This window comes from Nocardia xishanensis NBRC 101358 (assembly GCF_001613365.1).
GTDB classification, from domain to species: Bacteria; Actinomycetota; Actinomycetes; order Mycobacteriales; family Mycobacteriaceae; genus Nocardia; species Nocardia xishanensis.
In genome coordinates this window covers 122,970-137,857 of the sequence record NZ_BDCF01000001.1, presented here as the reverse complement: position 1 = coordinate 137,857, position 14,888 = coordinate 122,970, and the positions used below count along the sequence as shown (strand labels likewise).

The 14,888-nt window shown below is 69.7% G+C and carries 13 protein-coding genes; 8 read left to right on the top strand and 5 right to left on the bottom strand.

All coding sequences use genetic code 11. From position 1 onward, the window contains the following. Window positions 1-38: 38 nt before the first annotated feature. Window positions 39-1,163 carry a glycosyltransferase gene (locus tag NX1_RS00665; protein ID WP_068051972.1) on the top strand — a complete coding sequence of 375 codons (1,125 nt, stop codon included), beginning with the start codon at window positions 39-41 and terminating at the stop codon, window positions 1,161-1,163. A gap of 290 nt (window positions 1,164-1,453) precedes the next feature. On the opposite strand, the gene rsmI is transcribed toward NX1_RS00665, so the two are convergent. After that, window positions 1,454-2,326: a 16S rRNA (cytidine(1402)-2'-O)-methyltransferase gene (gene rsmI, locus NX1_RS00660; protein ID WP_281216012.1), complete on the bottom strand. Its 873-nt coding sequence runs from the start codon at window positions 2,324-2,326 to the stop codon at window positions 1,454-1,456. A 188-nt stretch (window positions 2,327-2,514) separates the two neighbouring features. On the opposite strand from rsmI, the gene NX1_RS00655 reads away from it, so the two are divergent. Further along, window positions 2,515-4,113, top strand: coding sequence for a dolichyl-phosphate-mannose--protein mannosyltransferase (locus NX1_RS00655; protein WP_068051969.1), 1,599 nt, complete (start codon window positions 2,515-2,517; stop codon window positions 4,111-4,113). 40 nt (window positions 4,114-4,153) lie between these two features. Here the strand turns inward: NX1_RS00655 and NX1_RS00650 are convergent, their stop codons facing one another. Both NX1_RS00650 and arcA read right to left on the bottom strand, forming a co-directional pair. Next, window positions 4,154-4,519, bottom strand: a complete 366-nt coding sequence (locus NX1_RS00650; RefSeq protein ID WP_068051966.1) for a GntR family transcriptional regulator — start codon at window positions 4,517-4,519, stop codon at window positions 4,154-4,156. A 7-nt stretch (window positions 4,520-4,526) separates the two neighbouring features. Next, on the bottom strand, window positions 4,527-5,822 hold the full coding sequence (gene arcA, locus NX1_RS00645) for an arginine deiminase (RefSeq protein ID WP_373864849.1): 1,296 nt from the start codon (window positions 5,820-5,822) through the stop codon (window positions 4,527-4,529). A gap of 126 nt (window positions 5,823-5,948) precedes the next feature. On the opposite strand from arcA, the gene soxR reads away from it, so the two are divergent. Then, window positions 5,949-6,434, top strand: coding sequence for a redox-sensitive transcriptional activator SoxR (gene soxR, locus NX1_RS00640; protein ID WP_068051963.1), 486 nt, complete (start codon window positions 5,949-5,951; stop codon window positions 6,432-6,434). Here soxR and NX1_RS00635 read toward each other — a convergent pair. Then, window positions 6,403-7,293, bottom strand: coding sequence for an SDR family oxidoreductase (locus NX1_RS00635; protein WP_068051960.1), 891 nt, complete (start codon window positions 7,291-7,293; stop codon window positions 6,403-6,405). The two genes, soxR and NX1_RS00635, sit on opposite strands and share 32 nt — an antisense overlap. A 152-nt stretch (window positions 7,294-7,445) precedes the next feature. On the opposite strand from NX1_RS00635, the gene NX1_RS00630 reads away from it, so the two are divergent. After that, window positions 7,446-8,198, top strand: coding sequence for an isocitrate lyase/PEP mutase family protein (locus tag NX1_RS00630; RefSeq protein WP_068051957.1), 753 nt, complete (start codon window positions 7,446-7,448; stop codon window positions 8,196-8,198). A gap of 84 nt (window positions 8,199-8,282) precedes the next feature. Here the strand turns inward: NX1_RS00630 and metG are convergent, their stop codons facing one another. Next, window positions 8,283-9,881, bottom strand: a complete 1,599-nt coding sequence (gene metG, locus NX1_RS00625) for a methionine--tRNA ligase (protein ID WP_281216011.1) — start codon at window positions 9,879-9,881, stop codon at window positions 8,283-8,285. Between the two features lie 62 nt (window positions 9,882-9,943). On the opposite strand from metG, the gene NX1_RS00620 reads away from it, so the two are divergent. From NX1_RS00620 to rsmA, 4 genes are all read left to right on the top strand, one after another. Continuing rightward, complete coding sequence (locus NX1_RS00620; protein ID WP_068051951.1) at window positions 9,944-10,774, top strand: TatD family hydrolase; 831 nt, start codon at window positions 9,944-9,946, stop codon at window positions 10,772-10,774. A gap of 408 nt (window positions 10,775-11,182) precedes the next feature. Then, window positions 11,183-12,310, top strand: a complete 1,128-nt coding sequence (locus NX1_RS00615; protein ID WP_068051948.1) for a resuscitation-promoting factor — start codon at window positions 11,183-11,185, stop codon at window positions 12,308-12,310. Between the two features lie 149 nt (window positions 12,311-12,459). After that, window positions 12,460-13,626: a lipase family protein gene (locus NX1_RS00610; RefSeq protein WP_068051945.1), complete on the top strand. Its 1,167-nt coding sequence runs from the start codon at window positions 12,460-12,462 to the stop codon at window positions 13,624-13,626. 177 nt (window positions 13,627-13,803) lie between these two features. Next, entirely contained in the window at window positions 13,804-14,685 is an 882-nt protein-coding gene (gene rsmA, locus NX1_RS00605) for a 16S rRNA (adenine(1518)-N(6)/adenine(1519)-N(6))-dimethyltransferase RsmA (protein ID WP_068051942.1), read from the top strand. Window positions 14,686-14,888: the final 203 nt, after the last annotated feature.

Here is a 14,888-nt window from a genome sequence, read left to right as displayed (position 1 = left end):
TTGAGCGCTATATCCGGTTGCGCTGCGACGATCGGCGGGTGCGCATCGTGCAGCTGGCGAACTTCTACGGTCCGCGGTCGGGTGGCCTGCGCACCGCCCTGCACCATCTGGGCGCGGGGTATGTGGCGGCGGGGCACGAGGTGGTGCTGATCGTGCCGGGACCGCGTCGCACCGAAGAGGTGCTGCCCGGTGGGGCGCTGCGGATCACCTTGCCCGCCTTGGCAATTCCCTGGACTGGCGGCTATCGCGCCGCGGATCCGCGCCGGGTCGCAGACGTGCTGACCGGCCTGCGGCCCGACGTGCTCGAGGTGTCGGACCGGCTCACACTGCGCGGCTTCGGCCGGTGGGCGCGCCAGCGTGACGTGGCGAGCGTGATGATCTCGCACGAACGGCTCGACCGGCTGCTCGGTCAGATCATGCCGGGCAGGCTGGCCAGCCGCTGCGCCGACATCGCCAACCGCCGCACCGCGGCCGAGTACGACATCGTGGTCTGCACAACGGAATTCGCGCGCGCCGAGTTCCTGCGCATCGGCGCGCCGAATGTCGAGCTCGTCCCACTCGGGGTGGATCTGGATTTGTTCAGCCCGCGCAGGCGCGACCGCAGGCTGCGCGCCGATCTGGCGGCCGGGCATCCGCTGTTGGTGCACTGCGGGCGGCTGTCGGTGGAGAAGCGCGTCGACCGCAGCATCGAGGCGGTCGCGCAGCTGCGCAAGACAGGCACCGAGGCGCGTCTCGTCGTGGCGGGCGACGGTCCGCGCCGCGACGCGCTCGAGCGGCGCGCCCGTGCGCTGCCGCCGCTGTCGAGCGGTCAGCCTGCGGTGCATTTCACCGGTTTCATCACCGACCGCGCGATGGTCGCCAAACTCCTTGCCACCGCGGATGTCTCGCTGGCGCCGGGTCCGCACGAGACCTTCGGCCTCGCGGCGCTGGAAGCGCTGGCCGCGGGCACACCCGTGGTCGCCAGCCGATCCTCGGCGCTGGCCGACATCGTCACCGCCGACTGCGGCGCCGTCGCCGACGACCACCCCGCCGCCTTCGCCGAGGCGGTCACCGACGTACTCGCCCTCCCCGCCGTCGCCCGCCGCCGCGCCGCCCGCACCCGCGCCGAACAGTTCACCTGGCCGCGCGCGGTCGCGGGCATGCTCGCCGTCCTCGCGCGCTAGGCGCGTCACACAGACGTTCCGCACTCCCCACACAGCCGACGCCTCTGTGGGACGCACGAATCCTGTGGTGGCAGCCAGGTGTTACGGCATCGCGAGGCGGCCTCGCAGAGGGTGCGTACGCCTCGCGGGGCGTGCAGGGGCTGCGAGGAGTGCGAAGCCTCTGCGAGCTACTCACGGGCGGTTTCAGGACGCCAGTGGGTCCGGTGCGCTGACGGCAAGAGGTCCTCGGAGAGGGTGGGTGCGCCTCGCAGGGGGTGAAGTGGCTGCGAGGGGTGTGAATAATCTGCGGGCTAGTCGCGGGCGGCGAGGACGGCGTCGTAGAGGGCGCGGCGGGAGACGTTGTTGGCGGTGGCGATGTGGGTGCAGGCGTCCTTGAGGCGCAGGCCCTGGGCGGTGAGGGCTTCGACTTCGCCGACGAGGTCCGCGGGGTCGGTGGCTTTGGGCTGGGCGCCTTCCAGGACGACGGTGATCTCGCCGCGGGCGCTGTCGGCGGCCCATTCGGCGAGTTCGGCCAGTGTGCCGCGCACGACCTGCTCGTATGTCTTGGTGAGTTCACGGCAGACCGCGGCGCGGCGGTCGGGTCCGAGCACCTCGACGGCGTCGGTGAGGCATTCGGCGAGCCGGTGCGGCGCCTCGAAGAAGACGCAGGCGCGGGGTTCCTCGCGTAACGTGCGCAGCCATTCCTTGCGCGGTCCCGGCTTTCGCGGCGGGAAGCCGTCGAAACAGAAGCGCTCGACGGGCAGCGCGGACAGGGCGAGCGCGGTGGTGACGGCCGACGGGCCGGGCAGGCAGGTGACGGACAGGTCGTGTTCGACGCAGGCCGCGACCATCCGATAGCCGGGGTCGCTCACCGATGGCATGCCCGCGTCGGTGACCAGCAGCACCGTGCGCCCCGCCTCGATCTCGGCGAGCAGCGCTGGAACGCGCGCGGTTTCGACGTGGTCGTAGAAGCTCACCACCCGGCCGGTGATCTCGACGCCGAGCGCCTTGGCCAGCGCGCGGGTGCGGCGGGTGTCCTCGGCGGCGACCACGTCGGCGGACCCGAGTGCGTCGCGCAGGCGCTGGGACGCGTCACCGATATCGCCCATCGGCGTCGCCGCGAGCACCAGCCGCCCGCCCGCCGATCTCCGGACCGCCTGCCCCGCAGTCGACTCGTCAGCCACCGCACTCCCGTCTCGCTCGACACCCGGCAACCACCGGACACCAGAAGCCTAGTGGGCGCTGTTGGAGGCAGTCGCCGCCTGTCGGACGCGATCCGTCGTCGGTTCGCGCACCGCCGAAGCCGACGCGCGGACGCAGGTACTTCCTACCGATCAGTTTCGGGGGAGCGCGGTCCTAATACGATCGGGGCGTGACCCAGGTGACCTCCCGCGCGACCGTACCCGGGGCTGTGCCCACCTGGTCGAGTCCAGCGCCGCTCCGGCCGTCGCCCGATTTCGGCCCCCTCGACTCGCTGCGGGGGTGGCTGGTCACCGCCGTGCTGACCGCGTTCGCGGCGGTGACTCGGTTCACCATGCTGAACTATCCGACCGACGCGGGAACGCCGGTCTTCGACGAGAAGCACTACGCGCCGCAGGCATGGCAGATGCTCACCGGCGGCGGGGTGGAGGACAACCCCGGCTACGGGTTGGTGGTGCATCCGCCGGTCGGCAAGCAGATGATCGCCGTCGGCGAGTTCCTCTTCGGCTACAACGGCTGGGGTTGGCGGTTCACCGCGGCGCTCGCGGGCACCGTGCTGGTGCTGCTGGTGGTCAGGATCGCGCGCAGGCTGGCCAGATCGACCCTGATCGGCGCGATCGCGGGCATCCTGACGATCGCCGACGGGCTGTTGTTCGTCTCCTCCCGCATCGGCATGCTCGACATCTTCATGGCGCTGTTCGTCACCGCGGCCTTCGGCTGCCTGGTGGTCGACCGGGACGAGATGCGGGCCAGAATGGCGCTCGTCGACGTGGAGGGACGCATCGGCGCCACACCGTGGGGTCCGCGACTCGGTGTGCGCTGGTGGCGTTTCGGCGCAGGCGTGCTGCTCGGACTGGCGTGCGGCACCAAATGGTCGGGCATCTACTTCATCGCCGCGTTCGGCATCATGAGCGTCTGCTTCGACGTCGCCGCGCGCCGCGCGTACGGGGTGCCCAAGCCCTGGCACGGCACGGCGCTGCGCGATGTGGGCCCCGCGCTCTATTCGCTCGTGCTGATCCCGGTCGGGGTGTACCTGGCCACCTACTGGGCCTGGTTCGTCAGCGAGACCGGTGTGTACCGGTACGCCGTCGGCAATCAGGTGGGGTCGGGGGGACCGTGGTCGTTCCTGCCCGACGCGCTGCGCTCGCTGTGGTTCTACAGCGGCGAGTCGCTGCACTTCCACGAGGGCCTGACCAACTCGGCGGGCAACCACCATCCGTGGGAATCCAAGCCGTGGACCTGGCCGATGGGCCTGCGGCCGATGCTGTACTACTACGCCGACACCAACGTCACCGGCTGCGAGCAGGCGCAGTGCGTCAAGGCCGTGATGCTGATCGGGACTCCGGCGATCTGGTGGGTCGCCTTCCCGGTGCTCGCCTGGATGCTGTGGCGCAGCGTGGTCCGGCGCGACTGGCGCTACGCCGCGGTGCTGACCGGCTACGGCGCCGCGCTGCTGCCCTGGTTCCTGACGCTGGACCGGCAGATGTACTACTTCTACGCCGTGCCGCTGGCCCCGTTCCTGATGATCGGCCTCGCGCTGGCGCTGGGCGACATGATGGGCCCGGCTCGCCCGGTGCCGATACCGCGCAGCCCGTCGGGCACCTTCCTGCCCGCCATCCCCAGCGAACGGCACAGTCTCGGGCTGCTCGCCGTCTGCCTCTACCTCGGCCTGGTTGTCGCGAACTTCATCTGGCTGTGGCCGATCCTGACGGCACTGCCGATCAGCCCGGGCAACTGGCACGACCACCTCTGGCTGCCGAGCTGGCGCTAGACGGAGGCCCGCCGGCGCGGACCCCGCCCAGCGGCGTCGCTCAGTACCCGGTCTCCAGCGCGGATTTCACATAGCGCAGGGCGGTTTCGTCGTCAAGGCCGAGCCGCCTGATGGCCGACACGTACGCGGTCGCGGCGCGTCCCGCCGCGTCGCGGGTCGGGTCGCCGGAGGACGCGATGAACGAGCCCTGCCTGCCCCTGGTCTCCAGCACGCCGTCGGCCTCCAGTTCGCGATAGGCGCGCGCGACGGTGTTGGGCGCCAGGCCCAGCTGGGCGGCAAGGGCGCGCACGGTGGGAATCTTCGTTCCCGCGGTCAGCTCGCCGGAACGTACCTGCGCGATGACCGCGAGCCGCAGCTGCTCGTACGGCGGGACGGGTGAATCGTGGCTGATCGAAACAGTGAACATAGGCGGCTCACACGTCGTCTCTGGCCAGCGGGCAGGACAGGCACCGCGGCCCGCCGCGCCCCGAGCCCAGTTCCGAGCCGGGGATCGGCAGCACCTCGATGCCCGCGTCCAGCAGCCGCGCGTTGGTCATCTCGTTGCGTTCGTAGGCGATCACGACGCCGGGGGCGACGGCGAGGGTGTTGTTGCCGTCGTCCCACTGCTCGCGCTCGGCGGTGACGCCGTCGAGCCCGGTATCGATCACCCGCAGCTTGCCGATGCCCATCGCCTCGGCCGCCGCGGGCAGGAACGGATCGGGTCCGCGCATCGTCACCCCGCCGCCGCCCTCGCGCACCGCGTAGTCGTCCTCACGATGAATCGTGAAGGCGCACAGCTCGTCTCGGACCGCCGGGTACATCACCACGGCGTCGGTGTCGACCATGGTGCACACCGTGTCCAGGTGCATGGTCGCGCGGGTCTGCGCGATCGGGACGACCAGCACGGTGTGCGCGAGTCCGTCGTCGAACAGACTGCGCGCCAAGGCTTCCGCGCCGGCGGGCGAGGTCCGCTCGCCGACGCCGACGGCGACGACGCCGGGCGCGAGCAGCAGCACGTCGCCGCCTTCGATCGGCGCGGTGTGCGATTCGTAGGCCCGCCGTACCCCGAGGAAGCGCGGGTGGAAGGCGTAGATGAGGTCGGTCAGCGAGGTCTCTCGCATCCGGGCGGGCAGCGCGAGCGAGGTGATCGCGACGCGCGGGCCGACCCAGAACGAGGAATCCCTGGTGAACAACAGATTGGGCAGCGGCGCGATGACGAAATCGGCGCCGTGGTGCATCCGCCGCACCAGGGAGGCGGCGTCGGGGCCGAACGGCAGTTCGTCGAAGGTCATGCCCGCCATCAGGATCTCGGCCAGTTCCGCGGCGGGCACCCCGCGCAGATAGGCGGCCAGCTCGTCGGCCAGCGCGTGGCCCAGCCTGCGCGCGTCGACGGCGGCGGAGATGCCCTGGATCCGCGCGGCGCCGCTGGCCGCGATCGTTTCGGCGAGCAGATCCGAGAGCAGCAGCACCTCGACGCCGCGGCCGCCCAGCACGTCCGCGAAGGTGTCATGTTCCTGCTGGGCTCGCTCGACCCAGGGAATGCCGTCGAACAGCAATTGATCGTTGTTGCGCGGGGTGAGCCTGCGTAGTTCGGCGCCGGGCCGATGCAACAGGACCGTGCGTAGGGCTCCCACCTCGGAAGTCACTCCGTAGCGCGGTTCGTCGGCGCGGTCGGGCCCGCCCCCGCGCCTGTCCTTTTCGTGGTCGACGGGCACAGCGTCTGCTCCCATCCTCCGACCGTAGTTCCCGATCGGCGCAACGGTACGGAAATCGGCCCCCCCAATGACTCGGGGCGTCCGAATTCGTCCCCAGGACATCCTAACCTGAAGTATGGTTTAGGTGAATGGAGGAGCGTGATGTCGACAGCCGATTGGCGAGCAAAGGAACTGACCCCCGGGCAACTGTCCGAGCGTAGCGGAGTAGCCGTCTCCGCGTTGCATTTCTACGAGCGCGAAGGGCTGATCTCCAGCCGCCGCACCAGTGGGAACCAGCGCAGATACACCCGCGAGACGTTGCGCCGGGTCGCGTTCATCCGCATCTCGCAGCGGGTCGGCATACCGCTCAGCGAAATACGGGAGGCGCTGGACAAACTGCCGGAGAGCCGCACTCCCACCCGGCGCGACTGGGAGACCCTCTCCACCGCGTGGCGGGAGGATCTCGATGATCGCATCAGCCAGCTGATCCGCCTGCGCGACAACCTGACCGGTTGCATCGGCTGCGGCTGCCTATCACTGGGCAGCTGCAAACTGGTCAACGAGCGCGACCGGCTCGGCGACGAGGGGCCCGGCGCCAGGGTGCTCGACACGCACCTCAACTGCCCGTCGAAACCGGCAGTGTGCTGAACCGGGCGCTGGCCCGGCGGATGACGAACTCGTAGGGGAACGCGAACTTGCGCGCCCACCAGTAGCCGAAGCGGATGTCGAACGAGCTGTAGATGAGGAACCGATTGCGTTCGACACCGCGCAGGATCGCCGCTGCCACCCGCTCGGGCGGCACGGCGTGCTTGGTGAACGCCTTGGTCAACCTGCGCACCTTCGGATCGTCCTTGTCCACCCCGACCAGCTCGAAGCTCTGCACGAGCGGGGTGTTCACCGCGCCCGGCGCGACCAAGTGCACCGAGATGCCGTGCTGTTCCAGATCGAAGCGCAGCACCTCGGAGACGCCGCGCAGGCCGAATTTCGCCGCGCTGTAGGCGGCGTGCCATGGCAGCGCGAGCAGACCGGCCGCCGAGGAGACGTTCACCAGGGCGCCGCCGCGGCCCGCGCGCACCATGGCGGGCACGAAGCTCTCGATGACATGGATCGGCCCCATCAGGTTGATGTCGACCATGCGTCGCCAGTGCCGGTGCTCGAGGTTCTCCACGGTGCCCCACGCGGAGGTGCCGGCGATGTTCATGACCACGTCCATGCTGTCGTGCCGATCGTGCACGTCCGCGGCGAAGGCGGCCACGGCGTCGTAATCGGTGATGTCGAAGGCCCGCGAGTCCAGCACCGTCCCGCCCGCGGCGCGGATCTGCTCGACGGTCGCCGCCAAGCCATCGGCGTTGATGTCGGTGAGCACCAGTTCGCCGCCCTGCGCCGCCGCGGCGATCGCGGTCGCCTTGCCGATGCCGCTGGCCGCCCCCGTCACCAAGACCTTCGCGCCGCGCACCGTCTTGCGGCCTACGCTCGCTCGCCCAACTACTCGCACTTCGGATCCCATCTCGCTAGCCCGATTCGGCCCAAGCAGGGTACTGCGCCCGCGCCGGACGCAGCGGCAGCTCGCCGAGTATCCGTGTGGCGCCCGACCTGGGCCGCCGCCGGAATGGGGTGTGTCACACTGCGGCGGGCCGGGGTGGGGTCCATGATCGGTGTATGACCACTTTGGAAAGCAAGGCAAAGGAACTGCTCGCGCTGCACCGTCCGGGCAATCCGGTCGTGCTGCCCACCGTGTGGGACGCATGGTCGGCGAATCTTGCTGTCAACGCTGGCTTTTCGGCTCTCACCGTGGGCAGTCACCCGGTCGCCGACTCGATCGGGCGCGGCGACAACGAGGGCATGACCTTCGCCGAACTGCTGACTCGGGTCCGGCAGATCACCGACGCGGTGGACGTGCCGATCTCCGTCGACATCGAAGCCGGATACGGACACGAGCCCGCCCAGCTGATCGAGGGCCTGCTCGACGTCGGCGCGGTCGGCCTGAACATCGAGGACACCGTGCACAGCGAGGGCGGTCGGCTGCGCGGCGACCAAGAGCACGCCGACCTCGTGCACGGGCTGCGCGAATTCGCCGACGCGGCAGGCGTGCACGTCGTGGTCAACGCCCGGACCGACCTGTTCCTGCGGCAGGTCGGCGACGAAGCCGACCGCATGGACCGGGCCATCGCCCGGCTGACGCTGGCCGCCTCCGCGGGCGCCGATGTGCTGTATCCGGTCGGGCGGCATTCCGACGCCGACATGCGCAGGCTGACCTCGGAACTGCCGCTGCCGGTCAACGCGATCGGTCTGCCGGACAAGTCGGACCGCGCGGAACTCGCCGCGCAGGGCGTGGCGCGGATCAGCTTCGGCCCCTACCTCCAGTTCGCGCTGGCGGCCGAGGCCAATCGGCTGCTCGAACGCTGGAAGTGAGGCGAAACAACTGCGCGGCACGGTGATTCATCGCGAATCACGGTGCCGCGCAGGTCGGTCGGTGAGTACCTTGCCGCGGGTACGTCAGTCCTTCTTCTCCAGGTAGCGCGGGTAAACCGGCTCCGGAGCGGGCAGCGGCACGCCCGGCACGAGCGGGGTCGCGAGGTCGGCGAAGGTGCGGCCCTGCTGGGCGAGCAGGTCGAGGATCTTGGCGGCGGACCCGGGCAGCACCGGCTGCACCAGGATCGCGACGATGCGGATCACCTCGAGCGTCACGTACAGCACCGTCGCCATGCGGGCGAGATCTTCCTCCGTGCCCGACTTGCGCAGCGCCCACGGCGCCTGGGCCGAGAAGTACTTGTTGGTCTCGCCGAGGGTCAGCCAGATCGCCTCGAGCGCGAGATGCATCTGCTGGGCGTCGTATTCGGTGCGGCAGCGTTCCAGCAGACCGTTCGCGCGGTCGAGCAGCGCGCGGTCCTCGTCGGTGAACTCGCCCGGCGTCGGCACCGCGGCGTCGCAGTTCTTGTTCACCATGGTCAGGCTGCGCTGCACCAGGTTGCCGAACTCGTTGGCCAAGTCGCTGTTGATGCGGCCGACGATGGCGTCGTGGCTGTAGCTGCCGTCCTGCCCGTAGGAGATCTCGCGCAGCAGGAAGAAACGCACCGCGTCGACGCCGTATTCGTCGACGAGCTCGAGCGGGTCGACCACATTGCCGACCGACTTCGACATCTTCTCGCCCTTGTTGTACAGGAAGCCGTGCACGAACACGCGTTTCGGCAGCTCCACCCCGGCCGACATCAGGAAGGCAGGCCAGTACACCGTGTGGAAGCGGGTGATGTCCTTGCCGATGATGTGCACGTCGGCGGGCCAGAACTTCTGGAACGCAGCCGATTCCGTGTCCGGGAAGCCGACGCCGGTGATGTAGTTGGTGAGCGCGTCCACCCAGACGTACATCACGTGGTCGGGGTGCTCGGGCACCGGCACGCCCCAGTCGAAGGTGGTGCGCGAGATGGACAGGTCCTTCAGGCCCTCCTTCACGTAGCTGACGATCTCGTTGCGACGTGTTGCGGGCGCGATGAATTCGGGGTGCTCCTCGTAGAGCGCGAGCAGCCGGTCCTGGTACTTCGACAGCCGGAAGAAGAAGTTGGACTCCTCGGTCCACTCCACCGGCGTGTTGGTCTCGGTGGAGACGCGGCTGCCGTCGTCGAGCAGCGTGGTCTCCGCCTCGGTGTAGAACGCCTCGTCGCGCACCGAGTACCAGCCCGAGTAGTTGTCCAGGTAGATGTCGCCGTTGGCGAGCATCCGCTCCCAGATCTCGATGCTGGCCACCTGGTGGTCGGCGTCGGTGGTCCGGATGAACCGGTCGTAGGAGATGTCGAGCGTCTTGTCGAGCTGCTCGAAGACGTCGGAGTTGCGCGCGGCGAGCTCTTCCACCGGGATGCCCTCGGCGGTGGCGGCCTGCTGCATCTTCTGACCGTGCTCGTCGGTGCCGGTCATGAAGAACACGTCGTAGCCGTCGAGTCGCTTGAACCGGGCGATGGCGTCCGCCGAGATGTACTCGTAGGCATGCCCGATGTGCGGCGCACCGTTCGGGTAGGCGATGGCCGTGGTGATGTAGAAGGCGGGGCGTTCAGCTGCGCTCATGGTGTGTCTACTGTAATGCGCGTGCTTTCCGTCGCTCACGTGAATATCCCCGCAGGACCTGGCGGCCGCCCGGCGCGGCCGAGCGCAGGGGAGGCGCAGTCGTGAGCGCCGGTCGTCGCCCCGCGCCGGATCTGCCCGAGCCGCTCGCACCGCTGGTGGACGCGCACACCCATCTGGACGCCTGTGGCGCCGAAGACGCGGAGTCCACCGCCGCCATCGTGGATCGCGCCGCGTCGGTGGGTGTCGGCAAGGTGGTCACGGTCGCCGACGATCTCGCCGCCGCGCAGTGGGCGGTGCAGGCCGCGCACTGGGATCCGCGCGTCTACGCCGCGGTCGCGTTGCATCCCACCAGGGCGAACGCGCTGGACGACGCCGCGAAGGCGGAACTGGAACGGCTCGCGGTCGACCCGAGGGTCGTCGCGATCGGCGAGACCGGCCTCGACTACTACTGGCCGGGCAAGCTCGACGGCTGCGCCGACATCGAGACCCAGGTCGAGGGTTTCCGCTGGCACATCGAGTTGGCCAAGCGGGTGCGCAAGCCGCTGATGATCCACAACCGCGAGGCCGACCACGACCTGCTGACCGTCCTGCTGGACGAAGGCGCGCCGTCGACGGTGATCTTCCACTGCTTCTCCTCGGACGCCAACATGGCGTTGTCCTGCGTCGCCGAGGGGTACGTGCTCAGCTTCTCCGGCACGGTCAGTTTCAAGAACGCACACGAGTTGCGCGAGGCCGCCAAGGTGGTGCCGGACGAGCAGATTCTGGTGGAGACCGACGCGCCGTATCTGACGCCGCACCCGTTCCGCGGTGCGCCGAACGAGTCGTACTGCCTGCCGTACACGGTGCGCGCGCTCGCCGAACTGCGCGAGCAGGATCCGCGAGAACTGGCCGAGATCACCACGGCGAACGCCCTGCGCGTGTACGGCATCTGAGGGGCGGGCGCTCGCATCAGTAGCCGCCGGGCGGCATTTGCGGACGCTCGCCCGTGAAGGCGCGCGGGGCACCTGAGCGCGGCGCTCGCACCTGAATGCCCGGGCGGCATCCGACGCGCGGAGGCTGCCGTCGAACGCGTGGGCGGCATCCGACGCGGCCGCTCCCATGTAGGCGCGGGCGTGTGAAGGCGCGCGGGCGCATGAGGGCGCGGGCACACAGGCACCTGAGGCGCGGGCCCAGGGATACCCAGGTAAGGGGACTGGAAAGCCGATGTGTGGCTCAGGTCACTTCAGATCTCGAGGGCTGTTATCTACCTGCGGAGTCGATACCGTTCTGTGATCAGCTCTGGTCCAGGTGGCAACGAATGTCTTGTCCAAGGGCGACCGCTTCGTTATCGTCCTGTGACCATGTCCCCTTTGACGAGGATCAACCAGTCCCGTTCGCCGCTGCTGTACGCGGCGGTCGCGGCGCTGTTGCTGACGCTGATCGTCGGCGCCTCGATGGCGATCGTGAACCGCAAGACGGTGACGGTCGTCGTGGACGGCGAGCGGTCGATCCTCAACACCATGTCCCGCAATGTCGACGGCGTGCTGCGGGCGGCCGGCTTCGATCCGACCGATCGCGATCTGGTCCGTCCTGGCCGCGGCTCGGCCGTGACGGACGGCGCGACCATCGTGCTGAACCGGGCGCGCGCGGTGGCGCTGACCGTGGACGGCAGGTCCGAGACGGTGTGGACCACCGGTCTCACCGCGGGCGAGGCGCTCGCCCAGCTGAACATCCCCCGGGACACCTACGTCTGGCCCTCCCGCGACGAGCGGCTGCCGCTGGACGGTGCGACGCTGCGCATCGCGAGCCCGCGCTCGGTGTCGCTGCTGGACGGCATCGGCCAGCCGGTCGACGTGCGGCTCGCCGCGCCGACCGTGGGTGAATTCCTCTCCGTCGCGGGCATTCCGCTCGTCGAGCAGGACACCGTCGAGCCGGCGCCGAGCACTCCGCTGTCCGACGGACTGCGAATCGTGGTGACTCGCAAGCGGATCGAACGGCACACCGAGACGTTGCCGCTGGACCCGCCGGAGAACGTCATCGAAGACGAGACCATGAACATGAGCCGCACCATCGTGGAGAGTCCCGGCGTGCCGGGCGTGCACGACGTCACCTTCGCGGTGACGATGGTCAACGGCCAGGAAGTCGACCGCAAGCCGATCGGTTCCGTCGTCTCCGTGCCCGCCCAGCCCAAGACCGTGCGCAAGGGCGCCAAGCCCGGCACCGAGGTGCCGGATGTGCGCGACGGCCCGATCTGGGACGCGCTCGCCCGCTGCGAGTCCAACGGCAACTGGGCCATCAACACCGGCAACGGCTACTACGGCGGCATCCAGTTCGACCAGAGCACTTGGGAACGGCAGGGCGGTCTGCGCTACGCCCCGCGCGCCGACATGGCGACCCGCGAGGAGCAGATCGCCATCGCCGAGGTGACCAGGGCTCGCCAGGGCTGGGGCGCGTGGCCCGCCTGCACCAGTAGGCTCGGACTCAGCTGACCTACATTACGCACAGCCACGCGGCGCCGTCCCCAGGTGGGCGGCGCCGCAGTCGTTTTCGTGATCGATGTGCCCTCCTCATCCCGCGACGTGGTTGTACACTCGGCCGAATTCGTGACGGTGCGGTCGGGGCGAGAGGGAAATTCGCGATGGGCTTGCTACACACCACGCGACGTTCGGCGCTCGCCGCCGCGCTCGTCGCCGGAGCCGTGTTGTCCGGGACGAGCGCGCCTGCCGCCGCGGCGACGCCGGGCTCGGTGATCTCGGTGACCGCGCAGCCCGACGGCTGGCACGGCATGTCCGGCGGTTCGGTGATCGATTACTGGATGACCGGATCCGACGGCGCCCCGCGCCGCGCGAGTGGCGCGCTGTTCCTGCCCGAGGGCACCCCGCCGCCCGATGGCTGGCCGATCCTCGCCTACGACCACGGCAGCAGCGGGCTCGGACCCGGCTGCGGCGGTATGTCGCAACCCGAGCGCGCGCCGTTCCCCGCCATGCAGGGCAGGCAGGATCAGCTGCTGCGGCGTCTGGTTTCGCAGGGGTTCGCCGTCGTCGCTCCCGATTACCTCGGTCTCGGGCGCTTCGACACCGGGCCGCATCCGTACCTCGAACTGCGCACCGAAGCGACCGCGACCATCGATCTGGTGCAGGCCGCCCGCGCCGCGCGCCCGGAGTTGTCGAGCACCTGGGCGGTATTCGGCGCTTCGCAGGGCGGGCAGGCCGCGCTCGGCACCGCACAGCTCCAGGCCACTTACGCGCCGGATCTCGATTTCCGCGGCACCATCGCCGTCGACCCGGAGTCCGACGTGGAGAAGGTGCTTCCGCTGGCGGGCCCGGTGATCCCGGCGGTGTCGGACGCCGCGGGGCCGATGAGCTTCTTCGTCAGCATCCTGGCTGGAGTGCGCGCGGCGCGGCCGGACGTGCGCGTCGACCAGTACCTGACGCCGCTGGGCAGCACGGTGCTCGACGAGGTCGGCGGACTGTGCCTGGACCGGATCATCGAGCGCGTCGCCGGTCTCGGCATCGGCCAGCTGCTGGCCAGGCCGCTGTCCGCCGAGCCGATCCGCGCCGCCTACAACGACTATCTGACGGTTCCGGTGCGCGGCTACGACGCCCCGATTCTGTTACTCGTCAACGCGACCGACACCGTGGTGCCCTCCCCGCTGCACGCGGCCTTGATCGCCCAGTTCGCCGCCAACGACGTCGACTCCGAGACCGTGCTCGGCACCGGCCAGCACACGCAGATGAGTCCTGCCATGTGGACCGCCGTCGAATCCTTCCTCGCCCGCATCCGCGAGACGCCTGCCCAGCGCTGAGCCTGCGCTGTCGGTTCGCACGGGGCGGTTCGATTCCGTGTCCGCACACCCGGCTCACCCCAACCCGGATTCGTGAGCATCGCTTTGTTCCGCGGAGCGTGGTCGCTGCGAGGCGTCCAGTAGGTCCGCATAGTGCTCACGTGTAGGTCGGTTGGTGCGGGTTGGTAGGTTTTCCGGGTGTCCGATGCCGATGATTCCGCGAGGGGGAGTGCTGCGCTGCTGGGGCCCGCCGAGGTGCGGGTGCTCGCCGAGCGATTCGGGGTGCGGCCGACCAAGCAGCTCGGGCAGAACTTCGTGCACGACGCGAATACCGTGCGGCGGATCGTCGCGGCGGCGGGCGTCGGGCGCACCGACACCGTGCTGGAGGTGGGGCCCGGCCTCGGCTCGTTGACGCTCGCCCTGCTGGACGTGGTGGATTCGGTGATCGCGGTCGAGATCGATCCGGTGCTCGCCGAGCATCTACCGGTGACGGTCGCCGACCGTGCGCCCGAGCTGGCCGATCGGCTGCGGGTAGTGCATGCCGACGCGCTGCGGGTCGCCGCCGCCGCTCTGCCCGCCGCCCCGACCGCGCTGGTGGCGAACCTGCCGTACAACGTCGCGGTGCCGGTGCTGCTGCACCTGCTCGCCGAATTGCCCAGCATCACAACCTCTCTGGTGATGGTTCAGGCCGAGGTAGCCGACCGCCTCGCGGCCGAGCCCGGCAGCCGGATCTACGGGGTGCCCAGCGTGAAGGCCGGTTTCTTCGGCAAGGTGAGCCGCGCGGGCGCGGTCGGCACCCAGGTCTTCTGGCCGGTACCGCGAGTGGAATCGGGTTTGGTGCGCGTACAGCGCTTCGCCGAGCCGCCCTGGCCGATGGACGACGACCACCGCCGTCGTGTGTTCGAGGTGGTCGACGCGGCCTTCGCGCAGCGCAGGAAGACGTTGCGGGCGGCGTTGTCCGGTTGGGCTGGATCGCCTGCTGAGGCCGAGCGGCGATTGGTTGCCGCGGGTATCGATCCGACCGCGCGGGGCGAAACGCTGGACACTGCAGCCTTCGTTCGGCTGGCCGCGCAAAAGTAGTCGCCTTCTCGGCAGCACACGACTGCGCGGGCGTGTCCGAATCCCCGGTGTGCGTTGCCCGGACGGACTCGGTCGATGGCCGCAGGTGTCCCAGCAGTAGTGGCCGGTTCGTGAGCCGCTCGGGTGATCGGCTCGCGGTTGGGAAGTCTTCGCGGTCGGTTTTCGGCTAGGCCGCACAGGGGGCCGAGCGATTGGGCCCGCAG